Here is a 25,526-nt window from a genome sequence, read left to right as displayed (position 1 = left end):
CTATTGCTTGACTCGACGAGCAAGGCACTCGGCAGCACCCTTCCGTGTTCGCCCACATCTGTCCGCGACCGGTCCCGTGCGTGAGCCGTCAGCCGGTCTTGAGGAACTTTTCCATGCTGGCACCGAGGCCGGCCGATCGGGCGGCCAGCGTTTCCGAGATCTGCCGGACCATCTCGGCAAGCTTACCGGTCTCTCCGGCCGCGGCCGAGACACCCGTGATGTTGGAGGACATCTCCTGCGTCGAGGCAGCCTGTTCCTCGACCGCGCTCGCGATGGCCAGCGTCAGCTTCGACAGTTCGGCCACCTCGTCGGTGATCATCCGGATCGCCGTCACGGCCTCGCCCGTGGCTTCCTGGATGGCCCGGACCTTGTCGGTGATTTCGCCGGTCGCCTTGGCGGTCTGGCCGGCCAGTTCCTTGACCTCGGTGGCGACCACGGCGAAGCCGCGGCCGGCGGCCCCGGCGCGCGCCGCCTCAATCGTGGCATTCAGCGCCAGCAGGTTGGTCTGGTCGGCGATGGATTTGATCATGCCCACCACCGTGTCGACCTCGGCCGCGTTCGCGGCGAGATTGCGCACCGTCGCGTCCGTGGCCGCGGCCTGGGTGGCGATCTGCTGGGTGCGCTCCGACACCCGGCCGACCTGCCCCGAGATCTCGTGGATCGAACTGGTCATCTCCTCGGAGCCGGCTGCGACCGAGTTGGCGCGCTCGCTCGCCTCGTCGGCCGACCTGTTCAATCCCTGGGCCGAGTCCTTCATCTCACCGATGGCCATACCGAGCGCATCGACGACGCCGGCGACCTCGCCCGCCATCGCGACCTGCGCGGTAACCACGGACCACGTCAGCATCGGTCCAAGATAGGTGCCGTCCAAGTCGGTCATCGCGGAAACCTGCAGATCGAGGGTTTCCGGCCCGACCTTGATCTTGGTCCGATGCGGCAGGCGGCTGGCATCGGCCAGCATGTTGCGCTGGTGGTGCGGATTCTTGTGAAAGACGTCGAATGACCTGCCCATCATGTCGGACACCTTAATCGGCAGATACTTCTCGATCGATTCCAGCGTCTTGCGCGAGGTGTTGTTGATATAATCGATCTTGAAATCGTTTCGTGGATCTGCCGTCATGACCGCGACGGGCATATCGTCGATCATGCGCAGCAGCCGGCTCGCTTCCTTTTTCTTGTCCGTGATGTCGCTGGCGAACTTGATGACCTTAAGGGGGCGTCCATCAGGCCCCGGGACCGGGTTGTAGGTGGCTTCGAGCCAGACCTTCGCGCCCGATCGCGCCTTGCGCTGGAACTCCCCGGCGACGAACTCGCCGCTGCGAAGCTTCTTCCACAGGCTCGCGTAGTCGGAGCTTTCGGCGACCTCATCCTCGACAAAGATACGGTGATGCTGGCCCTGTATTGCGGCCAGCTCGTAGCCGACCATGGACAGGAAGATCGGATTGGCACCCCGTATCGTGCCGTCCATCTCGAACTCGATGATCGCGAGAGACTTTCTCAGCGCGTCGAGTGTCGACTGCGATTCATTGTAGGTCGCACGGAAAAACATGGCCAGGCTCTCAAGTGATCGATTGCTTATATCTCCGGAGATTTGAATGCAGCATTAAATGGCGATCCCGGATTCGAGCGCGGCATGAACGAATGCATGTCATTCGACCGTGAATATGATCCTACCTTCCGCTTTCGGTGGTCGATGGAAGAAATCGTTTCGATTGGAACGAATTTTTCGCGACGCCAGCGGGTACCTCGCTACCTGCGGGCGCCGAGAGGGCAGGCCTGCCTCTTCCCGTTTCCGGGCAACCGCGTTCGAAGGCGGGCTGAACAGGTTCTCGCCCTGCATCAACTTGGATCGACGCTCGAAATACGGAACGCGGGTGCTCGAACAGACCGGCTCTGCATGGCCGTCGATTGTCCGGCGCGATGCTGTGTTTGCCCTGCGTCGTATCCGGTGATCCGTGTCCATTGGACAGCACGGTCGTTCGGAAGGGTCTGATCCGGATCCGGCGTTGGCCGGGTTCGGCCAATGGCGCGATGGTCGTTGTGGCGATAGCCGGCGAAGGAACGAGGTCTTCCTCACGCCTGCGCGGCATCCGGAGCGATCGTATCGTGCGATCAGAAGGACCGTGCCCCCTGAGCGACCCCGATGGGCCTGTGCCGTGGGCGCGGACTGTATCGGGTCTCACCGAAAGGGGTCGGCGCATCGGCGCCCGGGCGGCTTTACGGCAACGCCTTCACCGGCCGTCACGATGAGGACGGAGCGCGGGCGCCGCACGCGAACCACGGCTGCGATCCGAGCCGGGCGTACGTGCCTGGCGCCGCCGTCATGCGGGGCGCTGGGCCGTCACGCCTCGCGGATACCGGGCCTCTTGCCTGCCTCGAAGATGAACTCGACGCCGGCACCCTCCAGGGCACGGCGCACGGCCAGCAGCGTGTCGGGGCGCGACCGGACTTCGGAAGCGGGATCCTCCAGCCGGTTGAGCGTGGACACCGAGACTTTGGCCAAGGCCGCCAACTCGTCCTTCGACAGGCCGGTCAAGCCGCGTGCCGCCCGAATCTGTCCGGGCGTGAGGAGATCCTCCATCTCGGACGGCCTGTGGGCGGCGTTCGCCCCCTTCGGCCAATCCGTCGCCGCGTCGGTCGTCGACGGCGAGGCACCGTAGCGGCTGCGGCCCGCCACCTTGAGGCAAACGCCGACCCATTCGCGGACCGACCCATCGCGGTTGAGCACCGGCGCACCGCGGGCATTGAACCAACGGTAGATGCCGTCCGCGCAGAGCACGCGATAATCGGTGTTGTAGGGCTCGGTGTGCTCGACCGCCGTGGTCCAGGCGGCGAGCGTGCGGGCGCGGTCGTCCGGGTGCACAGCATCCAGCCATCCCCACCCCTGCATCTGCGCGTGGGTCTGGCCGGTCAGCGCCATCCACTGCGGCATCTCGCTGGGCTCGCCATTGGCCTTGTTGACCCAGAAGACCGAGGCGGTGGCGGCGACGAGTGCATTCAGCCGATCATGGCGCTGCATGAGGGCGATCATGGCATCGTGCTGCGCGGTGACGTCGAAGACGACGCCAAGGCCCTGGCTCGGAATGCCGTCCGGACCGAGAACGACCTCGGCGTGGTGCAGGACCCAGCGCTGGGTCCAGTCCGGCCGGATGATGCGGAACTCGCGGCTGATCGGCTGGCCGGACCGCAGGACCGCGATCTGGTCGCCATGCGCGGCCCGGTCTTCGGGATGGATCATGTCGAGGCCGAAGCCGAACGTGAGTTCGGAGGCGGGGTCCAGGCCGAGGATGCGGTAGAGGCCGGGCGAGGCCTCCAACCGGTCCGCGCGCAGGTCTGCCGACCAGAAGCCGACTTTGCCGGTGTCTTCGATCAACTTGAGGAAATGGCGCGACGAGATCTGGCGCGGCGGCACGCCCACCTCCGCAGGCACGGAGCGCCGCATCAAGGCACGTGTGGGCACCGCTCCGCCTCCCGACACCGATGTCGCATGTTGTGGCAGTCTTCATGTCATGGCGCCGGTTTACAATTTATTAAAATGCACGATTTCTGTCGCTAAGACTGCACGATCGCGGCCCGCGGCCGTTTTCGACGAGGGTCGAACGGTCTTCGTGTTCTCGATCGACGCTTTCCGATCATGTGTCTTCGAATTTCATGCCTCGCTAACGAACAGCCCGGCCATGAATGCTCAAGACAGCCGGTGATGGCATGAAAATCTCCATCTCCGTCGGCTCTCGAGCCGCAAGCTTCGAAAAGACAGAAAATTCGATCCAAAAATCGACGAATCGACCCGTGTTTCGCCGATCGCTTTGAGACTCCAGCAGCGCGCGTCGCTCATCCTCATGAAACAGGACGGCAAGGGACTTCTTCGGCGTAGGGGCATCACATGCGGCTTCAGAATCACGATCTCCCAATCCGGCCGCTTCCGCCGAACGCCTTGCCGGTCGCGTCCGGCGTCGAGGGCACGCGATCGGCGATCCACGCCCATCTCCAGGCTGCCCCCGGCGACAGCTCTCGGGTCCCCCATGCGGTGGACCGGGCTGGCGTGATGGCCGGGCCGGCGATCGAGGCGCCGCGTACGGCCGCGCGGGGTGCGCGGTGATGAGTGAGATCATATTGCCGGCTGACACCGACGAATTGACCATGTCCGACCAGGACACGCGCCTGCGCGAGGCAACGCGCGCTGCGATGCTGGCCGAGACGCTGCAGCTCGGAAGATACACGGCGTTTACCCAGGCAGCCGTCGTGCTGGTGCTGACGGCCATCTTCTGGGAGGTCGCGTCGCACCAGTACCTCGCCGGCCTGTCCGCGTCGGTCACCGCGCTGTGCACTCTGGCCATGGTCGCCTTGCGGCGCTACCACGGCCGTCTCGGCGAGGACGCCATCGCCCGCGAGTCCTTCGTGGTGCTCCATGGCCTCGCGCTCGGTCGGGGGCTCGCGTGGGCGAGCATGCCGGCGGTCCTGTTGCCATCCCTCGACAATGCCTACCGGATCGTGGTCGGCGCGGTCTGCGCCGCCCTGATCTCGCACGCCTATGTCGCGGGCCCGATCTTCTCCCTGGCGGTGCTCGCCGTGGCCCCCGTCGTGATCGGCCTGTTCGTCGGGCTCGCCGGCTGCGAAGGCCCGGTCGGGCAGTATGTCGGGATCCTTCTCGCGATCTACGCGGCTTTCGTGTTCGTCAGTGCGCGTCGGATATGCTGTCACTCCTACCAGCGAATCCGAGACCGGGTCATCGTACGCGCGCAGAGCGAGACCATCGGGTTCCTCCTCAGGGATTTCGCCGAGGGCACGAGCGACTGGCTCTGGGAGACCGACACGGTCGGGCGTCTGCGGCAGGCTCGCGCGGCGGTCGCCGCCCTGCTCGGCATCGAGGCGGCCTGGCTGCGCCACCGGACGCTATCCGCGCTTCTCCGGGAATTCGCCGACCCCGACGGCGATGGTGCGGATGCGGCCGCGGTCGCTGCGGCCATCGAGGCCCGCGCGCCGTTCCGCGACCGAACCATCCGGCTTCGTACGGCAGACGGGATCCGATGGCTCACGCTCAACGGCAAGCCCGTCTTCGACGCACAAGGGGCGTTCGCCGGCTATCGCGGCGTGGGCTCGGACGCCACCGAGAGCCGGGAGGCGCAAGCCCGCATCGCCTTCCTCGCGGGGCACGACAGCCTGACGGGCCTGCCCAACCGCGGCGGCTTCCAGGAAATGCTGGCGGCACTCTGCCGCGAGGTCCGCACGTCCGAGCGCCGGAGCGCGCTGTTCTACCTCGACCTCGATGGCTTCAAGGCCGTCAACGACAGCCGCGGCCATCTCGTCGGCGACCGCCTCCTGAAGGAGGTCGCCGTGCGCCTGCTCGCGATCGGCGGCCCACACGGCGGCTATCGCCTCGGCGGCGACGAGTTCGCCGTGGTCGTCCGTGACGTCGAGCGCGCCGAGGCCGAGGCGCTGGCTTCACGCATCGTGGCCGAGCTTCGGCGACCGTTCCAGATCGACGAAGCCCAGCTGGAGATCGGGGTCAGCGTCGGCATCGCCTACGTGCCGGACGATGCGATCGAGCCGGCGAGCCTGCTCATGCGCGCCGACCTTGCCCTCTACGCGGCCAAGGCGGACGGAAAGGGATGCTGGCGCACCTTCGATCCTTCACTGGAGGAGCGGGTCGTCCGCCAGCGACAGCTCGATCTGGACATGCGCGCTGCCCTCGCGGCCGACGAGATGGAACTGCACTACCAGCCCCTGGTCGACATGAGGAGCGGCCGCGTCACGGGCTTCGAGGCGTTGCTGCGCTGGAACAAGCCAGGATATGGCTGGGTCTCGCCCGGCGAGATCATCCCGATCGCTGAGACGACCGGCTTCGTCGTCGAGATCGGGCGCTGGGCCCTGCGCCGCGCCTGCACCGACGCCCGCGACTGGCCCGACCTGCGGGTCGCGGTGAACATCTCCTCCATTCACGTGCGCATGCCGAGCTTCCACGAGGAGGTGGCGGCCGTCCTGCGCGAAACCGGCCTCGCGCCGGGACGCTTGGAGATCGAGATCACCGAGTCGGTGTTGTTGGATCACGGTCCGGAGGTATTGGAGAACCTGAAGCGCCTGCGCGCGACGGGCGTCAGGATCGCGCTGGACGACTTCGGAACGGGCTACTCCAGCCTGAGCTACCTGACCGAGTTTCCGTTCGACAAGGTGAAGGTGGACCGCTCGTTCGTGCGCGACCTTCAGGGCCGCCCCGAGAAGGTTGCGGTGGTCGAGGCCATCGCTCGGATGGCGCGCGCCCTCTCGATGAACGTGACGGTGGAGGGCGTCGAGACCCGCCAGCAACTCGACGTCCTCAGGGAGAAGCGCTGCGATATCGCCCAGGGCTTCCTCTACAGTCCGGCACGCCCGGCCTCCGAGGTCGCGACCCTCATCGCGCGGATCGAGGGCGTGCCCCTGCCGCCGCCGGCGCGCGAGGATGCGCCAAGGGGCCGGCCGGTCGTAAGAGCCTCCGATGCAGCGGCTGAGGGGAAGCCGCCCTCCAACGCGCGCCCGGTGCTGTCGCTGGTTCGCGCCTTCTGACCAACAGGCGCACGTTCGCTTGGACGCGCGGAGGCCCATCTGCCTTTGCGACGAACGGATCCCGGAGCGGGCCAGCGGCTTTCGGCCGGCTCCGGCCGCATCCACGGGCACGGATGAACGGCTGAGTTGGGTGATGGCCGCCGGTCTGCTTCGGGGACGAATGCAGAGACGCGAACGCCGCCGCCGTGCCTGCTTCCGCTCCTTCGCGGAAGGTCGGAGGATTCGATCTCGGGCGCTCGAGGGAGTCCTGCTACAGGTGCGGGATGAAGCACGACTATTCTCACCTGTGGCCTGGGGTGCCGCTGGCCCTCGTTTCGGCCGTCCTGTTCGGTGCCTCGACCCCGTTCGCGAAGCTCCTGCTCGGCTCGGTGTCGCCCCAACTGCTCGCGGGGCTGCTCTACCTCGGTGCGGGCGTCGGTCTGGCAGCGGTGCATGGCGGCCGGGCTGCTCTCGGCGTTCCGGCCCGGGAAGCTCCTCTACGCCGTCACGATCGACCCTGGCTGGCGGCGGTGGTGCTGTCGGGTGGGTTGGCCGGGCCGCTGTTGCTGATGCTAGGGCTGTCGCGCACCTCTGCCGCTTCCGGATCGCTTCTGCTCAACCTCGAAGGGTTGGCGACCATGCTCATCGCGTGGGTGGTGTTCCGGGAGAACGTCGATCGGCGGCTCCTGCTCGGTGCGTCCGCCATCCTTATGGGCGCGGTCCTGTTATCGTGGAACGGCGAAGGTGTGTCCTTCGATGCGGGCGCGGCGTTGATCGCCGCTGCCTGTCTGGCCTGGGGCATCGACAACAACCTGACGCGCAAGCTCTCCTCGGCCGACCCGGTTGTAACGGCCATGATCAAAGGGGTGGTAGCGGGCAGCGTCAACGTCGTTCTGGCGCTGCTGCTGGGCGCAGCCGTACCGCCGATGGCGGTCATCGGGGCAACGGCTCTGGTCGGCTTCCTCGGCGTCGGCGTGAGCCTCGTCCTGTTCATGCTCGCGTTGCGCCACCTCGGTGCAGCGCGCACCGGAGCCTACTTCTCCCTTGCGCCCTTCATCGGCGCGGTGATCGCCGTGGCGCTCCTGCGCGAGCCGATAACGGCGCAGCTTGTCGTGGCCGGTCTGCTGATGGGAGTGGGCCTTTGGCTGCACCTCGCGGAGCGGCACGAGCACGAGCACATCCACGAGGTGATGGAGCACGAGCACGCCCACGTCCACGACGAGCACCACCAGCATCATCACGATGGGCCCGTGACGGAGCCGCACACCCACTGGCACCGGCATGAGCCGCTGCGTCACACCCATCCGCACTACCCCGACCTACACCATCAGCACGGCCATGCCTGAAGGTTCGGAGCCGGGGCGTCGGCTGCGGGGCGACGGATCAGTATCTGCTCCCGAGCCGAAGGTGCGGAATGGCCCAGGAATGACGGCTTTCGGGCAACGGTGCCGGCCGTCCGCACGATTGGCACGGGTCGAAAGCGGGCAGGCTGCACGGGGTGAGCTTCGGCCGATCTGCTTTCGAGCGACGAGGAATGAATACGGACCGAAGCTAACCGAGCCTGAGATCTCTATTGGGATCGAACGCATCGCGGCCGGTCTCGCGCCATCCCGCCGGGTCAAGGACACCGTCGCGAGCCCTCTCCACGTCGGGCATGCGGTAGCTCTTCTCCTCGATCTCCGCGAGCCGGGACGGAACGATCTCGATGCTCGACACGCCGTAAAGCTTCTGAAAGTTCATGATCAACGGCTGCCACTTGCCTGGATCGATGCGGTTCTCGTGTCCATCCATCAGCAAGCCCGGATGAACATGGACACGGGTGATGCGCACCTCGAAGGCCGAGATCAGGCCCGCAACCTGGGGATCGTCGTCCATGATCCCGTGCCGGGCCGCGACGACGGCCTCCAGTTGGATAGGGCACTCCAGCGCGCGCGGTGCGGCCACGGTCTGCGACGCGATGGGTGTGAGGCCGGCCACCTCGAACTTGGACGGCTCATACGTGTAGCCCAGCCGCCGTTTCAGTTCGGGTATCGTCTCGGTGCCCGTCAGGCGCGCCAGCCTGTTCACCGCGTCAGCCTGTCTCGGTGACGCCAGATTGAGGACGCACTGACCCGTGCGGATCATGTTCTGCGGCGTCTGCGAGGCGGTCTGGAGACCGAGCATGCACCGCCAACCGAGCCACCACGCGGAGGACATCGGCGCAAGGTTGGCGGTGCCGTCCTCGTTCTGCGTGCTGATGAGGACCACCGGGGTTCCGAGGTAGAGGATCGACGGCTCGATTGTGACGTGGGGACCGTTCACGAGTGGCTCCGTGGCTTGGCGATGGACCACGTATGCGACTGCCCAGTCTGCGACGCTTCCCGCTTCTTGCGCCGCAATTCAACTTTCGCGCGCCGCATCGATTCGCATGCCGCTCGAACGCGGACCGGCGCACAGTCACCCCAAACCGCGATTGCAGAGCGGTCACTCGGATGACCGCTCCCAGGATGCACCCACGGGCTCTTCGCACGACCGGCATGAGTCGGATGCAGAACAGCGGCTCGGGGTAGCTTTCCGCCGGTCGGTTTCGGGATGCAAACCTTCCGGGGCGACATGCTGAAGCAATGCAGAGAGACTGGTGCACGGACTCAGACGGATGGTTCAGGGGACCGGCTGACGGCGGCGAGGCTGTTGGTGGCCGGCTTTGTCCAGACGAAAGGTCTGCTTCCCCGCGCGCCGTCAGGACGCCGGCCCAGCGCCTGATGGTGGATGGCGCGAGCTTCGCTTCGAGCGCGTAGGCCTCGAAGACCGGACGCCGGGGAACGGATCCCGTCGGTGCGAACGGAACGGCCGGAATGCTTGAAGGACCAGAAGCGGCCCTTCTCGAGTTGCTTCGCAAGGCACAATCGGATCGACGCCGATTGGAAGGAGCCTGCACGCCGCCTCCGGGCACACCGTCGGGTAGCGGCGCGAGGGCGGCCAAGCCAGCCGCCGATCGCCTCAGAAGCCTCCACCGCTCGTCGCTCTCGACGGCTGCCGGGCGGTACCGCATCCTGGAAAGAGCCGACTCCTCCGTTACGAGCGGCCTGCGCTCCTCGCACCTTCCGAGCAGCGGTTACAATTCCTTGAGCACTCGGCGCCGGAACCAGTCCATGGCCGTCTTCGGATGGCGCCACGGGCGCGCGGACGGCACGGCCTGGTGTGCACCACCTTTGTGCACCACCGCGACGGCCATAAGCACCAGAGATGCTTTAGCTTTATTCCGGATCAAAGGCCTAGGGAAGGACTGGCGGAGAGGGGGGGGATTCCGCCAGATGATCCAGAATATTGAACTGCGGCAATGACTTAGGCGATCCGCCTCGACGGCGTGTGTACCACCCCAATGGGCTTGTCCATGCGCCCCTGCAAGCGTCGGCAGATCCAAGCGAGGCGAGCTCCTGGGGACAGGTCTGTTGCCTGGCAGAAAGCCGAGCGGAGATCCCCGGGCGACGGGGAAGGCGACGGTACCGCCTTAAGCCGCTCAGTGAAGGCATTGCCCACGCAACCGTAAGCCTTCTCGTTCGGCGACCGGGGCCGGGTGGAGCGCATTCTGTCGACAGCGGCCTTCACTGATATCGACATGGTGCCGTTCGATACCGCCGTCCCGTTCGGCGAAGGCGACACGCGGAACGCTGCATTCGACTTCGCTGTTGAGATGACGTTCGAGGTCGGCCCGCTGACACGCGCACTCGCCGACCAGCCCGACGACGTTCGAACCTGCTCCTTGGCCGCGGTTCGTGCCGCCTTCGCGGTCCGCCTCTTCGAGCGGTCGGTGATGATGGATGGCACTGCGGGGATCGTCATGGCGCGCATTCATGCAGGTTGACGGGGCCGACAACCAGGACGTCCCATCCCGATGGCTAGTTTTCGGTCTCGTGAAAAGGATGGACGTGATCAGTCCGTCGTCCTTCCCGTTCGCACTTGCCGTGCGTCAGGATCAGTGTCCCGCGGCAGGCGTCGAGCCCCTTGGGTTACGTGGTCAGCCTTCGGACCGATGTTGTCGCTTTCCTCGGGTGCCCCCCGGGCCTTGCTGATGAGACGTGCCTTGAGCGCGTCCGGCAACAGTCCCTGGGCCATTTGCAAGAGCTTGTTGTTGGCGCCGACGATGCTCTGGGCGGCGTTCTCTTCGAGGGCATCGACGGCAGCCTTTGCGACATCCTCGGGCTGGTCGATGCCGACAGCATCGAGGAGCCCGCGACGCTCGCCGTGGCCATCGCCGTCGAGGTTGGTCTCCGTGACGCCGGGCACGATGCAGGTCACCCGGACGCCGGTGTCGCGGTTCTCCTCGCGGACCGCCTGAGACCAGGACAGCATGAACGCCTTGCTGGCGGCATACATCGCGGTGAAGGGGACGGGGTTGTAGGCCGCCGTCGAGCAGACGTTCAGGATGCCTCCGTGACCCCGCTCGACCATCGGCGGAAGGAAGCGGAGGGACAGGTCTATGACCGCCCGAATCATCAGGTCGACGGTCAGAAGCGAGATATCCGTTTCCATGTCTTTGGCGAACAACTGCTTTCGGGCAAGGCCGGCGTCGTTCACCAAGAAGTCGATCTGCCATCCCCACGCCTCGACCTGCCGCTGCACCTCCGCCGGAGCGTCGTGCTTGGACAGGTCGATGCTGATCTCGCGCACGTCGATGCCGGGCGCTGATTGCCTGAGTTCGGACGCGGCCTTGGCGAGCTTCTCCTCGCCGCGGGCGACGACGACCATCTTCTGGATGCCGCGGACGGCGAGTTCGAAGGCGATAGCGCGGCCTATGCCAGAGCTTGCGCCCGTCACCAGGGCCGTCGAGCGGGCGTAGTCGATGTCTTCGAGCTTCATGTATTGCCTCGGGTGATTGCGATGCTGATTTGAATCATCCGGCGAGCCGGGTCCGACCTGGATCGACACTTGCGGTCGGATCGGCCGTGGGCGGGCGGCGCCGTTCGGCCTCGAAGGCCAGGCGAACGTCATTCCGGCGGGCGGGCGTCGGTTCGGACGGGCCTGGGTCCTCACGCCATCGGCGGAAGCTGCATTTCCTTCCGGATGGCCTTGTCGAACGCACCCGCCGGAACGAACCGGCGCAGCAAGCTGACCTGTCGTGCCTTCGGTCCCGCGGCGTAGCGGCGCTTCGGTGGCTCGGCGGTCGCGGCCTTCACAATCACCTTCGCCACGACCTCCGGCTCATCGGCGGTCTTCATGACCTCGCTCCAGAACCTGCCTCGACCGGCACGGTCCGCCGCGTAGATGTCGAGGGGTCGGTCCGGCTGGACTAGGTTCTGGTCGAAGGCGGTCTTCGTGAAGGCGGGCTCGACGAGCACGACCCGGATACCCTGTCCGCGGACCTCGTGGTCGAGCGACTCCGAGTAGCCCTCGACGGCGTGCTTGCTGGCGCCGTACAGCGCCATGAAGGGGGCCGGTATGAAGCCCTGCACCGAGCTGACGTTGACGATCCGTCCGCCTTTCTGGGCACGCATCAGCGGGAGTACCGCCTGGGTCGTCCGGATGACGCCGAACAGGTTCACGTCGAACATGGCCTGGGCCTGCGCGACCGAGGTCTCCTCGGCGGAGCCGCTGATGCCGAAGCCGGCGTTGTTGACCAGGAGGTCGATCCGGCCAGTCTCGCCGAAGACCGTCTCGACCATATCGGCGACGGACGCCTCGTCGGTGACGTCGCACACCAGCATCCTGATCCCGCCGCCTGCGTCCGGGACGGGCCTCCGGCTGGTCCCGAACACCCGGTAGCCCTCGGCCTGCAAAGCCTTCGCCGTCGATAGCCCGATGCCCGAGGCGGCTCCCGTGACGATTGCGGTCCTGTTGCTTTTCTGGGCCATGATGCCCTCCCGTTGAGGCGAGATGCCTGCTGCAATGCGCACTAATAAATTAAGTTCATAATCTTAAGCGGCAAGCCAAGAGGGCCATCTTTTTCCCGCCGCCGTCACACTCGACGTCGGGGGCCGACGAGGACCGCGCCCCCGAACCGAAGCGGTCGCCGAACCGGCTTCAGACCGATGCGATCTCACGACGGCGGGCGAAGGCGAGGCCGCCCAGGAGCGCCGTCAGCCCGAGCGCCGGGATGGCCATCGCCACCGGATCGCCGGCACGGAGGTGACTGACGGCGCCTCCGGCCATCAGGGCGGCCAGGAACAGCGCCGCGTAGGCGACGTAGCCTCGCACCCAAAGCAGGATCGCACCTATCAACTGGGCGACGCCCACCGCGTACATGAACCAGGTCGCGTAGCCGAAGCGCTCGAAGTTCGAGACCTCGAACCCCGACGCCGCGAGCTTCATCACGGCCGCCCCCAGGAAGACGGTCGTGAGAAGGAGCCGTAAGGCAAGTTCCCCGAACCCTTTCCAACCGGATGTCGCGGACATCGATGTATTCTCCTTTGCTCAGGAAAATCGGCGATCCGCGACCGCCCCCGGGGCGTAGGCGAGGGTCGGCGCTATCGGGATGGTTTCCTCCGTAGGACCGCCCGGGAACATGCGGCCGGACGCGAAAGCGGCGGCATTGACGAGGCCCATGACGACGAACCCGGCGGCGACGGCGAGGAAAGTGCCGGTCAGTCCGAACCCGAGCACCGAGGCGGTCCAGGCCCCGCCGAGTGCCACCCCCATCCGGAGCAGGCTGGCGGCGAGCGGCCAGCCCACGCGACCCGCACCCTGGGCGGCGAAATAGAGCGCTAGGCCGGCTCCGAAGAACCCGTAGAACGGACCGACGATACGCAGGTAAATCGTGCCCGTGGCGAGCATCGCCGGATCGTCGCCGAACAGGCCGAGCCAAGCCCCCGGATACAGGGCGGCCGCGACGCCGATGCCCTCCGTCAGGGCGCCCGCGACGGCCGCACCGGTCAGGGCGGCCCGACGCGCGCGGGCGTGGTCGCCGGCCCCCAGCGCCGTGCCGACGACGGCCGCGATGGGCGAGCCCAGACCGAAGACGAGGGGCACGAGTAGGTATTCGAGCCGTGCGCCGGTCCCGTAGCCGGCCACGGCGGCAGGGCCGGCCGCCCCGACGAAGGCGGTGGCGGCGATGACCGTGACGTTGGAGGTCACGCTGGCGATGCCGGAGAGCAGCCCGATGCGCAGGATCTCCCGCGACGGGGCCCAGGTCAGTCTCGGCACTCGCCGGGTCGGCCGCAGCACGCCGCGGCCAGACCACAGGTAGTGTGCGAATACCGCCGTACCGACGGCGTAGTAGGCGGCGAACGCGACGCCCCCACCTCTGATGCCGAGCGCCGGAAGGGGCCCCCAGCCGAAGATCAGCGCGGGCGAGAGCGGGACCAGCACCAGAGCCCCGACGCAGGTGACCAAGGCCGGAAGCCCCATGTTGCCGGTGCCACGGATCACCGCCGACAGGGCGTTGAACAGCCAGATCAGGACCGCGCAGCCGAGGACGATGCCCGCATAGGTGGTCGCAGCATAGAGCGAACCGCCTTCCCCGCCCATGAGCGCGTAGAGGGATGGTCCGAACGGGATTGCGACGAGGCTCGTCGCAATCCCGAGCGCCAGGCCGATCGCCGTCGCGTGCCAGGCCAGAAGTCCGGCGTCCGCCTGCCGGCCGGCACCGAGGGTTCGCGAGACCACCGACTGGATCGCGCCGCCCATCCCGCCGGCGGAGAGCATCTGGACCAGCATCACCACCGGGAAGACGAGGGCCATTCCGGCCAGTGCGTCGGTGCCGAGCGTCGACACGAAGTACGTCTCGATAAGCCCGACTGAAGTCTGGACCACCATCACTGTGACGTTGGGTGCGGCCATCCGAGCCAGGGTCGGCACGAGAGGCGCTTCCAACAGGCGGCGTGTGCGTGTGTCCATGGTGGAACTCTCGCAAGATCATGAACCGCGAGCCCAGGCGCTCAGAACGGCGGGTTGGCGCCGTCTAGCGCATCGGCTCAGGCCGTCTCGATAGCCAGCGCGATACCCTGGCCGCCGCCGATGCACAGCGTGACCATCCCGCGCCGGAGGCCATCTCGGCGCAACGAGTGGAGCAGGCGGGTCGTCAGGACCGCGCCGGTCGCGCCGATGGGGTGGCCGTGGGCGATGGCCCCGCCCTCGACGTTGACGATGTCCTCGGGCAGGCCGAGCTCCTTCGCGACGGCGAGCGGCACGACCGCGAACGCCTCGTTGATCTCGACCCGGTCGAGGTCTCTGAGTGACCAGCCGGCCCGTTCCAGCGCCTGCCGAACCGCCGGGACAGGCCCGAGACCGAACAGACCCGGCTCGCAGGCGCCGACGCCGTAGGCGACGAGGCGGCCGAAGGCGTCGAGGCCGTTGGCCTCGGCGAAACCTTTCTCCGCCACGATCATCGCCGCCGCGCCCGAATTGAGGCCCGGTGCGTTGCCGGCCGTGATCGTCCCGTCCTTGCGGAAGGCCGGCCTCAACTTGGCCAGCGACTCGACGCTCGTCTCGGGACGCGGCGCCTCGTCCCGCGCGAAGGTCTCGGCGCCCTTGCGGCCCTTGACCTCGATGGGTGCGATCTCGGCTTCGAATACGCCCGCCGCTTGTGCCCTCGCGAACCGTGCCTGAGAGAGGGCCGCCCACGCATCCTGCGCCTCACGGCCGATCTGGGACCGGCTTGCCACGTCCTCGGTGTGCCAGCCTGAATGCTCGCCCGAGAATGCATCGACGAGGCCGTCGTTGAGCATGCTGTCGAGGATTTGGGCGTGACCCATCCGATGGCCCCAGCGCCCGCCATCCATCAGGTACGGCGCCCGGTCCATGTTCTCCATCCCGCCCGCGACCGCGACGTCGTGATGGCCAAGCCGGATTTCGTCGGCCGCTGTCGCGATGGCCTGCGCGCCCGAGCCGCACACGCGGTTGACGGTCAGCGCCGGCACGTTGACCGGCACGCCGCCGTTCACCGCAGCCTGCCGGGCCGGGTTCATGCGGTTGCCGGCCTGCACGACGTTGCCCATCGTCACGCTGCCGAGCCGGCCCGCGTCGAGGCCGGCTCGGCGCAGGGTTTCCCGGACCGCAGCCGCACCGAGTTCGGTCGCGGCGACATCCTTGAGGCTACCGCCATAGGCCCCTATCGCTGTGCGGACGGGATGGCAGAGAACGATCTGGCGTGACGTCATCGGTGGAATTCGCTCGCGTGGACTGTGGGCGTCAAAGCTTCTGCTCGGTCAGCCGGCCGACCCATGTTTCGCGGCCTCGGGCAGATCGAACACGAGACAGGTCGTGCTTGAGGTCGCGACGAGGCGGCCGGACTCGTCGCTAAGACGGCCTTCGGCCACGGCTTGCTGCCGCCCGGAGTGGATGACCTGTCCGGAGGCGGTCAGCAGACCGGACCTCCCAGTCGCCGCACGCATGAAATTCATCTTGAACTCAAGCGTCGTGTAGCCGCGACCGACCGGCAACGTGGAATGCACGGCACACCCCATGACGCTGTCGAGGAGCGTGGCGAGGGACCCGCCATGGACGGACCCCAGCGGGTTGAAGAGATACTCCGCGGCCGGCATGCGCATGCTGGCCGTGCCAGGATCGACCGAGACGAACTCGATGCCGAGCAGCTGGATCGCAGGCGGCGGCGGAATTTCCCCCGCCAGGAGTGCGCGCAGGAAGTCGATACCCGAAAGGCTCTGTCCCGCCGTGGCGATGGTGCGTGGATCGGCCCACTCGACCGTCCTGCGCCGTGAAGGCGCATGCGTTTTCGGAGGTACTTCGTCGATCATCGCTGGACCTTCACGGTGAACTATCGAACGTCGGGCATGAAGCTTTGCGCCCGACGCAGCCCCGTTCGACGGAGACAGTCGGGCGACGCGCTATGGCGCGTCCACGAAGCGGAGATGGAAGCTCGGCGCCTCGCTGCCGGCCTCGACCGGCTTGGACATCAGGCCCAACTGCCCCTCGGCCACCCAGATCTTGTCACCTGCGACCGTCACACCGGTGGGACCGGCGAACTGGTGGACAGGCTCGATCTTGGCGGCGTTGCCGGAGACAGTGATGCGGCTCAGGGCACCGCTGCCCTCGACCATGAGGAACCCGTCCTTGAAGGTCCGCAGCCCGTCCGGGAATTTCAGCGGCCGTGTCGTCTCAAGTTGCGTGACTTCACCGGCGACACCCTGGTTCATGGCGATGCGGAACAGCTCGCCGCCCATGAAGGTGTTGACGTAGAGGTTGCCGTCGCTGCCGATGGCGATGCCGTCCAGCCCCTTGGCGAGCGCAGGGTTCTCGACGAACACCTCGAACTCCGTGGCACCGGGTTTGAGCCGCAGGATTTGAGGGGCGAAGGTGTTGGTGACGTAGAGCGAGCCGTCGCCGTCGAGGGCCATGTCGTTCGCGAGAGCCTTGGCGCCCGGCAGCCTGACACTCGTCTTCATGGCGCCCGTCGCGACGTCGAAGGCCTTGATCCACGCCCCTTCCGTGTCCGTTGGCCCCTTCGCTCCCAGGACCGTGGCGTCGTTCGAGGCGACCCAGAGCACCCCGCGCTTGGGATCCGCCAGCAAACCGAAGGTGGACCGGGTGCCGTGGTCACCCGGCTTCAGGAACTGCGACGTGACGGCCCCGTCTGTAGCGACCTCGAGCACTCCACCATCCGCGATGCTGCTCACGAAGAGGGTGCCGTTCGCGTCGGAGGTCACGCTCTCCGGGAAGCGACTGCCGTCCGGCAACCGGACGCTCGTCGTCCCGCCCGCGGCGAGGGCGGGCACGCTCAAGGACGCGATGACGAGCGACAGTCCCACCGCCGCCGGAAAGCGTAAGCCGCGTCGCGCCAGACGAGGTGGGTTCTTCATCGTGCGCTCCCTTGCGTGGATCAGGCGTGCCGGGCTGCCGGACCCATCGGCCCCGGCAGGAAATCGACACTTTAAAATTATATTCGTAATCTATTGGAGCGCGCTGAACGGGTCAACCGGATATTGTCTCCGAAAGCGGCAGGCGTCGAAGATTGCTACCCGGGAATGGTTCAGCCGGTGATGGTAGCGCGCGCAGTCGCGAGCAGTTCGTCGGCCAAAGCCTCGTCGTCGACACCGCGCGCGAGCACCACCGCACCGACCATGGTCGACAACGCGATCAAGGACCGCTGCCGGCGCCGCTCCTTCGAGGACTTGGGAAGTCGATCCGCGATGAGGCCGGCGAGCCCCTTGACCGCATGGGTGAACCGGGACCGCAGCATGCTCCCCGGCGGCTCACGCCCGATATCGTTCACCAGTGCGGCGACGGGACAGCCCCTGCCGGGTGTGCGTACATGGCCTAGGGACAAATAGTTTTCGATGAAGGTGTCGAGGTCCGCCCTGTACTCGTTGCCGATGGCGGCGTCGAACGCCTCGGCAGCGAGGGCCTCCTTGTTGGCGAATTGGCCGTAGAAGCCGCCGTGGGTCAGGCCTGCGGCCGCCATGATGTCCACGACGCCGATGCCGTTCAGGCCGCGCTCCCGGAACAGGGAGGAAGCCACCTCCACGACACGCTGGCGGTTGAGCTTGGCTTGCTCTTGCGAGACCCTCGGCATCCTACTGTCCTTCGAAGCGAATGAGCTCAATATAGATGCAATCGGTCATGTATTAAAGTCCCTGGGGAAGGTTGGACGCGCTTCACCGTCCGATCCTCCCCAGGCTTCGGGAATAGGCTGTCGACCGACCTGCGCGAGGGGGCGAAGCGCAGCTCGGTCAATGCACCGCGCGGTCGGAGGAGAAACGCGCGATCTCGGGACGTCCCGTCGCCGGGACGTCAATGGTGGTCATAAGAGCCTCAGCTCTTGGCCGGCATCGGCATCGTGTCCGCTCGGGTGGCGTCCCTTGCCTCTCGCGACTCCCGCTTCACCCGGAACCACAGGGCGTACAGCGCGGGCAGGAAGAGAAGCGTCAGGAGCGTGCCGACCCCGACGCCGCCGATGAGGACGTAGGCGAGCGCCCCCCAGAACACCGAGTGGGTGAGCGGGATGAACGCCAGCATCGCGGCGGCCGCCGTCAGGATCACCGGACGGGCACGCCGCACCGTCGACTCGACGATGGCGTCGTAGTCCCCCAGGCCCGCCGCCTGGTCGTGGTGGATCTGGTCCACCAGGATCAGCGTGTTGCGCATCAGGATGCCCGACAGCGCGATGAGGCCGAGGATCGCGTTGAAGCCGAATGGCTGGTTGAAAAGCAGCAGGGTCGGCGCGGCCCCGACGAGGCCGAGCGGTGCGGTCGCGAGCACCATGAACATGGTGGCGAACGAGCGCACCTGCAGCATGATGACCGTCAGGGTCACGATCAGCATCAGCGGGAACACTGCCGCCAGCGACATCTGCGCCTTCGCGCTCTCCTCCACCGCTCCAGCCGTGTCGATGCGGTAGCCCGGCGGCAGCTTCGCCTTGATCGGGTCGAGCAGAGGGGAGACCTGCGCGTGGATGTCCGGCGGTTGCTTGCCGTCCACCACGTCGCCCTGCACCCGGATGTAGGTCTCGCGGTTGTAGCGCTTGAGCACCGCATCCTCGTACCGGGTTTCGAGGTGGGCGACCTGCGAGACGGGAACCTGCCGCCCGTCTCGGGTCGTCAGGGTCAGGTCGCCGATGTCGCCGAGCGAACGCCGCTCCGGACCGGGGCTCCGCAAGAGGACGTCCACGGAGCGCAGGTTCTCGCGGACCTGGGTCGCGAGGGTGCCGTTGAGGTAGTTCTGCAGCTGCTGGCCGGCCTCCTTCGGCGTCAGGCCGATCAGGCGCAGGCGCTCCAAGTCGAAGGCGAGGTGCAGGGTCGGCGTCTTGTCGCCCCAGTCGAGGTGGACCATCCGCATATTCGGGTTGGTCAACATGACGTCGCGCACCTCCACGGCGATGCGGCGGATGACGTCGAGGTCGGGGCCGACCACCCGGAAGGCCACGGGGAAGCGCACCGGTGGCCCGAACACGATCTGCAGCACCCGCACCCGTGCCTCGGGGAAGCGGCCCTCATCGACGAGCTGGCGCACCTTGCCGCGCAGCACGTCGCGGGCATGGGCGTCGGCAGCCTGGACGACGATCTGCGCGAAGGCGGGGTCCGGCAGTTCCGGATCGAAGGACAGGACGAAGCGCGGCATGCCCTGGCCGATGTAGCTCGTGATCTCGCGCGCCTCCGGCAATTGCCGGACGGCCGCCTCGACCTTCTTCACGCTGGCCTCGGTGGTGGCGAAGGCGGAGCCTGCCGGCAGGGTCACCTCGACGATGAGTTCCGGACGCTCCGAGTTCGGGAAGAACTGTTGCTCGACCTTGCCCATGGCGACCACGGCCCCGGCGAAGAGGGCCAGGGTGATGCCCGCCGCCATCCACTTGTGGTCGACCGACATCCGCACGAGCTGGCGCAGGCGTTCGTAGTTCTTCGTGGCGTAGATGGCGTCGTGCCCGCCATCCACCTTCTTGATGTTCGGCAGGAGCTTGACGCCGAGGTAGGGCGTGAAAGTCACGGCCACGATCCACGAGATGAGCAGCGAGAAGGTCACCACCCAGAAGATGTTGCCGGCGTACTCGCCTGCCGTGGAGGCGGCGAAGCCGACCGGCAGGAAGCCCGCGATGGTCACGATCGTGCCGGTGAGCATCGGCGCGGCGGTCGAGCTCCACGCGTAGGTCGCGGCTTCGATCCGGTCGTAGCCCTCCTCCATGCGCACCACCATCATCTCGATGGCGATGATGGCGTCGTCCACAAGCAGGCCGAGCGAAATGATGAGGGCGCCCAGCGTGATGCGGTCGAAGTCGCGACCCGTGAGCATCATCACCACGAACACGGCCGAGAGGGTGAGCGGGACCGCCAGGGCGACCACGATGCCGACCCGGAAGCCCAGCGCCACGAGGCTCACGAAGATCACCACGCCCAGTGCGGTGAAGAACTTCACCATGAACTCATGGATGGCATCGTCGATGACCTTCGCCTGGTCGGTGATCTTGGTGAAGGTGATGCCCAGCGGCGTCTCGTGGTGGATGGCCACCTCCTCGGCGTTCAGCGCCTCGCCGAGGGCCAAGCCATTGTAGCCGGGCTTCATCACGAGGCCGAGCATCAGGGCCGGCTCGCCGTCGTTGCGGATCTCGAACGTCTTCGGGTCCTCGTAGCCGCGCTTCACCTGCGCGATGTCGCCGAGCTTGAGGCTGCGGTCGCCCGCCGCCACCGGCAGGTTGCGGATCGCATCAAGGTTGTCGATGGCGCCGTCGAGCCGCAGGTACACCCGCGGGCCGTCGGCCTCGACGAAGCCCGCCGGCGTCACGTCGTTCTGGTTGGCGAGCGCCGCCAGGAGTTGCTGGCCGGTGATGCCCAGCGTCGCGAGGCGCTGGTAGGAGACCTCGACGAAGATCTTCTGCGCCTGCTCGCCGAGGATGTTGATCTTCTCGACGCCGGGCACCCGCAGCAGCCGCTGGCGAAGGTCCTCGGCTCGAAGCACCAGCTGTCGTTGCGGCAGGCCCCTGGCCTGCACGGCGTAGAGGGCGAAGTAGATGTCAGAGAATTCGTCGTTGAAGAGGGGGCCCATTACGCCCCGCGGTAGGCTGGAGGCTTGATCGGAGAGCTTCTTGCGAGCCTGGTAGAACTCCGATTGGAGTTTCGACGGCGGCATGTTGTCCTTGAAGATGACCTTGGTCGTCATCAAGCCGGGGCGGACCGTCGTTTCGGCCCGGTCGTAGTAGAAGAGCTCCTGCAGCCGCTTCTCCAAAGGGTCGGCGACTTGGCGCTGCATTTCCTCCGCGGTGGCGCCTGGCCAAGCGGCCGCGACCGTCATGACCTTCACGGTGAAGGCCGGATCCTCGGCGCGTCCGAGCTTCTCGAAGGCGAAGAAGCCGGCGCCGACGAGCGCGATCAGGAGGAACAGGGTGACGGCGCGCTCGCGCACCGCCAAGGCCGAGAGGTTGAAGTGGGACGCGTTCACTGGACCGCCCCCGTCATGCTTGAGGGAGCGAGGCGGACCTTCTGATCGGGCTTCAGCAGGTGGGCGCCCAGCGCCACGATGCGGTCGCCGGGATTGAGCCCGGCGACGACGTCGGCGCGCTCCTCGCCCATGCGGTCGACCTTCACGGCTTGTGGCCTGACCGTCTCGGTGGCGGCGTCGTAGCGCCAGACCGATGTACCGGGGCCTTGGTTGAACAGGGCCGCGAGCGGCACCTCGACCATCGGGGCGCGGGCGGTATCGGGGTATTTGAGTTGCAGGGTCACCGTGGCGCCGAGCGGGGCATCCTCGCCGCCTCCCGAAAGGATGTAGCGGGCGCGATAGGTCCGCGTGGCCGGATCGGCGATGGCCGACAATTCCCGCAGCCGGGCCTGGAAGGTCGTCTCGCCCTCGGCATACAGTGCCGCCGTCGCCTCGCCCTTCGCGAGCGTCCGGCTCGCCTCCGGCAGGAAGATCTCGGCCTCCCGTGCGCCGTCGCGCGCCAGCTTCACGATGGTCTGGCCGGCCGTGACCACCTCGCCCGGATAGACGGGCACGTCCATGACCACGCCGTCGGCGTCGGCCTTCAGCTCGGAATAGCCGGCTTGGTTCTCGATCTGGTTCGCCTGCGCCTCGGCATTGGCGAACTGGGCGATGGCAGCGTCCGCCGCGCCTTTGTTCTGGTCGTAGGTCTGCTTGGAGGTCCAGCCATCACCCACGAGCTTGCGGCTGCGCTCCTCATCGGCCTTGGCCTTGATCATTTGCGCGCGCGCAGCCTCGACGGAGGCGCGGGCGGCGTTGAGCGCAAGGGTGAAGTCGGTGCGGTCGAGGCGCATCAGGGGCTGACCGAGGCGGACGTGATCGCCCGGATCGACGAGACGCTCGAAGATCTTGCCGCCGACGCGGAAGCCGAGATTGCTCTCGGTCCGAGCCCTGATCACGTCGGTGTAGCGCGACACCCCACCGACGCCCGGGGCGACCTCGGCGACCTGCACCAACGGAGGCTCCGGCGGCACGGCTGTCTCGGCCGGCGAGCAGGCCGAGACAGCCGTGACGACCACCCCGGCCAGACCGATCACCCACCTCGCATCCATAGCCAGTTCCCCCACGGCCAGTCGACGGTTTGAAATTAAGATCATCATCTATTATGGTCGACATCTATCGTCAATGGCCTCCGTTCTCGCGGTCGAGGATGCCGCGGTATTCGGGGTTCAGGCCTCGTTCGGCGCGGCTGGCGAGGCTGGGACAAGGAGACGACCTCGAAGCTGAAGGTGTTGCCGATGTCAATTCTGATGCCCCGACCGTCGCGGCGCGCGGTCGTCATGTCTTCCCTTGTCGGGTCGGCGTCAGGCCTGCTCGCCCAGGGTGCTCCGGCCGAGGGTTCGCAGGCCTCGGAACGCGGTGTCGACGGCCCGAGCCCACCGCCCATCGGGCGCAAGGTCACGGTCGAGCGACGCGGTCAGATCTGCCTGATCGGCCTGAACAGGCCCGATGTTCACAATCGGGTCGATCCCGAGGCGTTCAGCGCCTTGGCACGGGCATACGCCACGTACGATGCCGACGACGATCTCCGCGCCGCCGTGTTGTTCGGGCACGGAGAGGACTTTTCGCGTGGCATCGACGTCGATGCCTTCGCCGAGCTCCTGAGAACGGGCAAGGCTCGGGCGCCTGATGCCGACGGGATCGATCCGCTTGGACGGCGAGCCCTTTTGAAGAAGCCGCTTATCGTGGTCGTCCACGGCGACACCTGGAACATGGGGCACGAACTCTTCCTCGTGGCCGACCTCCGCATCGCGTCCGCCGAGACGCGCTTCGCCCAGGACGAGAACACCCATGGACGGTTTCCAGGGGGAGGTTCGACGGTTCGGTTTCCGAGGGAGGCCGGTTGGGGCAACGCGATGCGCTACATGCTGACCGGCGACCATTGGGGAGCCGAGGAGGCGCGCCGCATGGGGCTGGTACAGGAGATCGCCCCGAACCCTCGCGCCGCCTTGGAACTGGGGTTGGGCATGGCGGCTAGGATTGCCCAATGCGGTCCACTGGGAATCAAGGCCACCCTGGCATCCGCCCGCAATGCGGTCGACCAGTGGGAGGGAAGGGCCTTCTCCAACCTCGGGGAGCAGTATCGCGCCCTCTATGGCACAGAGGACTTTCTCGAAGGCCGGAAGGCCGAGGCCGAGGGGCGGCCGCCCGTCTACCATGGCCGATAAGCTCACTGATGCGACGAGCGATACTGCTTGGCTTGCTTCCGCCGCGGTCATGCGGCGCCTCCCATCAAGGGCATGTTGTGACTGCACATCGCGGTGTACCGCACGAGACTTGATACCTTCCAGGCTCCGATCGACCGGCGGGGTGATCTGGATCCACTCTCGGCCAAGCACAGCGGTGAACTCCCGCCGGACAGCCTCGTGTCGAACCGCCACGCGCAGGCGGCTCGCCGTGTCGCCGAGGTCCAGGCGCGCTACCTGTGCGGCGAGACCGTCGAGGCCGACCCCGAGTTCGACGAGAACGAGGATGCCGCCAACAATGCTTAAACCCACGCTCGATGGACGTTGAGGCACCCCCGCGCCGGCAGAGGGTGGCGGGGCTGATCGGGTGCCCCGGCGCGGGCAAGTCGACCTACGCGCGCCGGTACGACCCGCTGCAGGGCTGGGTGCACCTCACCCTGGACGATCTGCGCCAGACATTCTGGCCGCCGGACCGTCAGGTCTACTGGCAAGTGCGCCGGACGGGCTGGGATGAGGAGGCGCGCGGGCTCCTTCACAGCGTGAAGGTCGCTGCCCTGGATGCGGCCCTGGCAGCGGGGTTCAGCGTGGTGATGGCCGACACCCACCTGACCCGCGAGGTGTTCAAGGCCGAGCTTCAGGTCATCGAGCGATACGGCTTGTCGGTCGAGTGGAAGGTGTTCGACCTGTCGTGGGAAATGCTCCTCGCCCGCAACGAGGAGCGCGGCAGGATCGACCCGTCGCATCGGCAGTCGGAGACCGTCCTGCAGTTGACCTACGACGCCTTTCGGGCACCAGACGCATGGTGGCGGTCGCTACCCCCAAGTCAGGTTGAATTCGTAATATCCTAATCACCTCGCGCCCGAGGCGGCGATGGGTCAAGGTTCGCCTCGGGCTGGACACCACGGACGGCGAGAACCCAATCGTCGAACTGCTCCTGCCCGTACTTGTTCTTCGCGAGGTTGCAGGCGAGGTTGACCTTGCCCCCTGTTTGCCCCCGTTCATAACCAGAGTCCGTTCTGGTTCTGGTCCTGTCGGGACCGGGCTGCAAACGCGTTCGGGGTGAGCCCGCCGAGGCTCGTGTGCGGGCGGCAGGTGTTGTAGTCGACCCGCCATGCCTCGATGATGGTCCGGGCCGCTGACAGGCTCCGGAAGAGATGCTCGTTCAGGCACTCGTCGCGCGCCCGTTCAAGCTTTCGACAAAACCGTTCTGCTGCGGCTTGCCGGGGGCGATGTCGTGCCACTCGACCGCATGCTCCTCCTGCCAGCGCAGGATGGCATGCGAGGTCAGCTCGGTGCCGTTGTCCGAGACGATCATCAGCGGCTTGCCTCGGCCCTTGATGATCCGGTCGAGTTCGCGCGCGACCCGCTGTCCAGACAGCGACGTGTCGACCACCAGGGCCAGACACTCCCGCGTGCAGTCATCGACCACGACGAGGATGCGGAAGCGGCGCCCGTCGTCGAGCGTGTCGGAGACGAAGTCGAGGCTCCAGCGCTGGTTCGGCTCCTGCGGCACCGCGGCCGGCGCTCGCGTGCCCAGTGCTCGCTTGCGACCCCCGCGCTTGCGCACCGACAGCCGTTCCTCTCGGTAGAGCCGGAAGAGCTTCTTGTGGTTGAGCGTGAGGCCCTCCCGCCGCAGCAGAATGAGCAGGCGTCGGTAGCCGAACCGGCGGCGCTCGCCGGCCAGGCCGCGCAGGCGTACCCGCACGGCCGCGTCGTCGTCACGGGTCGAGGCGTAGCGGTACGTCTTCGGCTCCAGGCCGATCAGCCTGCAGGCGCGACGCTGCGAATAGCCCTTCTCCTCGATGGCCCAGCTCACGGCTATTCTCCGTGCGCCGGGCGTCAGAAGTTTTCTCCCAGCGCCTCACGCAGCGTCGCTACGTCGAGCATCGCCTCGGCCAGCAGCTTCTTGAGCTTGCGGTTCTCTTCGTCGAGCGCCTTGAGGCGGCGCGCGTCCGAGACCTCCATGCCGCCGAAGCGCGAACG

At 67.0% G+C, this 25,526-nt stretch carries 21 protein-coding genes and 1 pseudogene; 6 read left to right on the top strand and 16 right to left on the bottom strand.

Going from position 1 to position 25,526, the window contains the following annotated elements; translation table 11 throughout:
• Positions 1–88: 88 nt before the first annotated feature.
• The gene (locus ACLBX9_RS06605) at positions 89–1,549 is read right to left on the bottom strand and encodes a methyl-accepting chemotaxis protein (protein ID WP_447718347.1); all 1,461 of its coding nucleotides are present in this window, start codon (positions 1,547–1,549) and stop codon (positions 89–91) included.
• A 792-nt stretch (positions 1,550–2,341) separates the two neighbouring features.
• Positions 2,342–3,460 (bottom strand): PAS domain-containing protein, encoded by a 1,119-nt coding sequence (locus tag ACLBX9_RS06600; RefSeq protein WP_447718346.1) that lies wholly within the window; start codon positions 3,458–3,460, stop codon positions 2,342–2,344.
• Between the two features lie 680 nt (positions 3,461–4,140).
• On the opposite strand from ACLBX9_RS06600, the gene ACLBX9_RS06595 reads away from it, so the two are divergent.
• Positions 4,141–6,540: a putative bifunctional diguanylate cyclase/phosphodiesterase gene (locus ACLBX9_RS06595; RefSeq protein WP_447718345.1), complete on the top strand. Its 2,400-nt coding sequence runs from the start codon at positions 4,141–4,143 to the stop codon at positions 6,538–6,540.
• 263 nt (positions 6,541–6,803) lie between these two features.
• The gene (locus ACLBX9_RS06590; RefSeq protein ID WP_447718344.1) at positions 6,804–7,865 is read left to right on the top strand and encodes a DMT family transporter; all 1,062 of its coding nucleotides are present in this window, start codon (positions 6,804–6,806) and stop codon (positions 7,863–7,865) included.
• A 205-nt stretch (positions 7,866–8,070) separates the two neighbouring features.
• Here the strand turns inward: ACLBX9_RS06590 and ACLBX9_RS06585 are convergent, their stop codons facing one another.
• Positions 8,071–8,820, bottom strand: a complete 750-nt coding sequence (locus tag ACLBX9_RS06585) for a flavin reductase family protein (protein ID WP_447718343.1) — start codon at positions 8,818–8,820, stop codon at positions 8,071–8,073.
• A gap of 1,231 nt (positions 8,821–10,051) precedes the next feature.
• Between ACLBX9_RS06585 and ACLBX9_RS06580 the strand changes: the two are divergent.
• A pseudogene (locus ACLBX9_RS06580) lies at positions 10,052–10,363 on the top strand (SAM-dependent methyltransferase); the annotation flags it as partial.
• Between the two features lie 68 nt (positions 10,364–10,431).
• Here ACLBX9_RS06580 and ACLBX9_RS06575 read toward each other — a convergent pair.
• The 10 genes from ACLBX9_RS06575 to ACLBX9_RS06530 all read right to left on the bottom strand — a co-directional run bounded on the left by ACLBX9_RS06575 (position 10,432) and on the right by ACLBX9_RS06530 (position 22,409).
• Positions 10,432–11,358, bottom strand: a complete 927-nt coding sequence (locus tag ACLBX9_RS06575; protein WP_447718342.1) for an SDR family NAD(P)-dependent oxidoreductase — start codon at positions 11,356–11,358, stop codon at positions 10,432–10,434.
• 170 nt (positions 11,359–11,528) lie between these two features.
• Positions 11,529–12,350 carry an oxidoreductase gene (locus ACLBX9_RS06570; protein WP_447718341.1) on the bottom strand — a complete coding sequence of 274 codons (822 nt, stop codon included), beginning with the start codon at positions 12,348–12,350 and terminating at the stop codon, positions 11,529–11,531.
• Between the two features lie 169 nt (positions 12,351–12,519).
• Entirely contained in the window at positions 12,520–12,891 is a 372-nt protein-coding gene (locus tag ACLBX9_RS06565; RefSeq protein WP_447718340.1) for a DoxX family protein, read from the bottom strand.
• Positions 12,892–12,909: 18 nt separating this feature from the next.
• Positions 12,910–14,331, bottom strand: a complete 1,422-nt coding sequence (locus tag ACLBX9_RS06560; protein WP_447718339.1) for an MATE family efflux transporter — start codon at positions 14,329–14,331, stop codon at positions 12,910–12,912.
• A gap of 77 nt (positions 14,332–14,408) precedes the next feature.
• Positions 14,409–15,593 carry a thiolase family protein gene (locus tag ACLBX9_RS06555; protein WP_447718338.1) on the bottom strand — a complete coding sequence of 395 codons (1,185 nt, stop codon included), beginning with the start codon at positions 15,591–15,593 and terminating at the stop codon, positions 14,409–14,411.
• Positions 15,594–15,641: 48 nt separating this feature from the next.
• Positions 15,642–16,190 carry a PaaI family thioesterase gene (locus ACLBX9_RS06550; protein ID WP_447718337.1) on the bottom strand — a complete coding sequence of 183 codons (549 nt, stop codon included), beginning with the start codon at positions 16,188–16,190 and terminating at the stop codon, positions 15,642–15,644.
• 90 nt (positions 16,191–16,280) lie between these two features.
• A complete protein-coding gene (locus ACLBX9_RS06545) occupies positions 16,281–17,252 on the bottom strand; it encodes a Vgb family protein (protein WP_447718336.1) in 972 nt (323 codons plus the stop codon).
• A gap of 170 nt (positions 17,253–17,422) precedes the next feature.
• On the bottom strand, positions 17,423–17,965 hold the full coding sequence (locus ACLBX9_RS06540; protein ID WP_447718335.1) for a TetR family transcriptional regulator: 543 nt from the start codon (positions 17,963–17,965) through the stop codon (positions 17,423–17,425).
• Positions 17,966–18,204: 239 nt separating this feature from the next.
• Positions 18,205–21,318, bottom strand: a complete 3,114-nt coding sequence (locus ACLBX9_RS06535; protein ID WP_447718334.1) for an efflux RND transporter permease subunit — start codon at positions 21,316–21,318, stop codon at positions 18,205–18,207.
• On the bottom strand, positions 21,315–22,409 hold the full coding sequence (locus ACLBX9_RS06530) for an efflux RND transporter periplasmic adaptor subunit (RefSeq protein ID WP_447718333.1): 1,095 nt from the start codon (positions 22,407–22,409) through the stop codon (positions 21,315–21,317). The genes ACLBX9_RS06535 and ACLBX9_RS06530 overlap by 4 nt, the downstream gene beginning before the upstream one ends.
• A gap of 186 nt (positions 22,410–22,595) precedes the next feature.
• On the opposite strand from ACLBX9_RS06530, the gene ACLBX9_RS06525 reads away from it, so the two are divergent.
• The 3 genes from ACLBX9_RS06525 (at position 22,596) to ACLBX9_RS06515 (ending at position 24,391) form a co-directional block, all read left to right on the top strand.
• A complete protein-coding gene (locus ACLBX9_RS06525; RefSeq protein WP_447718332.1) occupies positions 22,596–23,525 on the top strand; it encodes a crotonase/enoyl-CoA hydratase family protein in 930 nt (309 codons plus the stop codon).
• A 198-nt stretch (positions 23,526–23,723) separates the two neighbouring features.
• On the top strand, positions 23,724–23,849 hold the full coding sequence (locus ACLBX9_RS06520; RefSeq protein WP_447718331.1) for a hypothetical protein: 126 nt from the start codon (positions 23,724–23,726) through the stop codon (positions 23,847–23,849).
• Positions 23,850–23,860: 11 nt separating this feature from the next.
• The gene (locus tag ACLBX9_RS06515) at positions 23,861–24,391 is read left to right on the top strand and encodes an AAA family ATPase (RefSeq protein WP_447718330.1); all 531 of its coding nucleotides are present in this window, start codon (positions 23,861–23,863) and stop codon (positions 24,389–24,391) included.
• Positions 24,392–24,541: 150 nt separating this feature from the next.
• Here the strand turns inward: ACLBX9_RS06515 and ACLBX9_RS06510 are convergent, their stop codons facing one another.
• Genes ACLBX9_RS06510 through ACLBX9_RS06500 form a run of 3 tightly spaced genes read right to left on the bottom strand, consistent with a single transcriptional unit; the run spans position 24,542 to position 25,508 of the window.
• Positions 24,542–24,784 carry an integrase core domain-containing protein gene (locus ACLBX9_RS06510; protein WP_447718329.1) on the bottom strand — a complete coding sequence of 81 codons (243 nt, stop codon included), beginning with the start codon at positions 24,782–24,784 and terminating at the stop codon, positions 24,542–24,544.
• Entirely contained in the window at positions 24,706–25,359 is a 654-nt protein-coding gene (locus ACLBX9_RS06505) for an IS3 family transposase (protein WP_447718328.1), read from the bottom strand. Before ACLBX9_RS06505 ends, ACLBX9_RS06510 begins: the two co-directional genes overlap by 79 nt.
• A 23-nt stretch (positions 25,360–25,382) precedes the next feature.
• Positions 25,383–25,508 (bottom strand): hypothetical protein, encoded by a 126-nt coding sequence (locus ACLBX9_RS06500; protein WP_447718403.1) that lies wholly within the window; start codon positions 25,506–25,508, stop codon positions 25,383–25,385.
• Positions 25,509–25,526: the final 18 nt, after the last annotated feature.

It is taken from the genome of Methylobacterium sp. A49B, from assembly GCF_053346215.1.
The sequence above is the reverse complement of the archived record's forward strand: the minus strand, read 5'-3'. Positions and strand labels throughout refer to the sequence as shown.

What these genes read in the sequence shown, in the direction of transcription:
- ACLBX9_RS06605 (WP_447718347.1), bottom strand. Translation starts at nt 1,549, where the DNA reads ATGTTTTTCCGTGCGACCTACAATGAATCGCAGTCGACACTCGACGCG.
- ACLBX9_RS06555 (WP_447718338.1), bottom strand. Translation starts at nt 15,593, where the DNA reads ATGACGTCACGCCAGATCGTTCTCTGCCATCCCGTCCGCACAGCGATA.
- ACLBX9_RS06530 (WP_447718333.1), bottom strand. Translation starts at nt 22,409, where the DNA reads ATGGATGCGAGGTGGGTGATCGGTCTGGCCGGGGTGGTCGTCACGGCT.
- ACLBX9_RS06500 (WP_447718403.1), bottom strand. Translation starts at nt 25,508, where the DNA reads ATGGAGGTCTCGGACGCGCGCCGCCTCAAGGCGCTCGACGAAGAGAAC.
- ACLBX9_RS06545 (WP_447718336.1), bottom strand. Translation starts at nt 17,252, where the DNA reads ATGAAGAACCCACCTCGTCTGGCGCGACGCGGCTTACGCTTTCCGGCG.
- ACLBX9_RS06560 (WP_447718339.1), bottom strand. Translation starts at nt 14,331, where the DNA reads ATGGACACACGCACACGCCGCCTGTTGGAAGCGCCTCTCGTGCCGACC.
- ACLBX9_RS06570 (WP_447718341.1), bottom strand. Translation starts at nt 12,350, where the DNA reads ATGGCCCAGAAAAGCAACAGGACCGCAATCGTCACGGGAGCCGCCTCG.
- ACLBX9_RS06590 (WP_447718344.1), top strand. Translation starts at nt 6,804, where the DNA reads ATGAAGCACGACTATTCTCACCTGTGGCCTGGGGTGCCGCTGGCCCTC.
- ACLBX9_RS06575 (WP_447718342.1), bottom strand. Translation starts at nt 11,358, where the DNA reads ATGAAGCTCGAAGACATCGACTACGCCCGCTCGACGGCCCTGGTGACG.
- ACLBX9_RS06550 (WP_447718337.1), bottom strand. Translation starts at nt 16,190, where the DNA reads ATGATCGACGAAGTACCTCCGAAAACGCATGCGCCTTCACGGCGCAGG.
- ACLBX9_RS06525 (WP_447718332.1), top strand. Translation starts at nt 22,596, where the DNA reads ATGTCAATTCTGATGCCCCGACCGTCGCGGCGCGCGGTCGTCATGTCT.
- ACLBX9_RS06565 (WP_447718340.1), bottom strand. Translation starts at nt 12,891, where the DNA reads ATGTCCGCGACATCCGGTTGGAAAGGGTTCGGGGAACTTGCCTTACGG.
- ACLBX9_RS06515 (WP_447718330.1), top strand. Translation starts at nt 23,861, where the DNA reads ATGGACGTTGAGGCACCCCCGCGCCGGCAGAGGGTGGCGGGGCTGATC.
- ACLBX9_RS06540 (WP_447718335.1), bottom strand. Translation starts at nt 17,965, where the DNA reads ATGCCGAGGGTCTCGCAAGAGCAAGCCAAGCTCAACCGCCAGCGTGTC.
- ACLBX9_RS06595 (WP_447718345.1), top strand. Translation starts at nt 4,141, where the DNA reads ATGTCCGACCAGGACACGCGCCTGCGCGAGGCAACGCGCGCTGCGATG.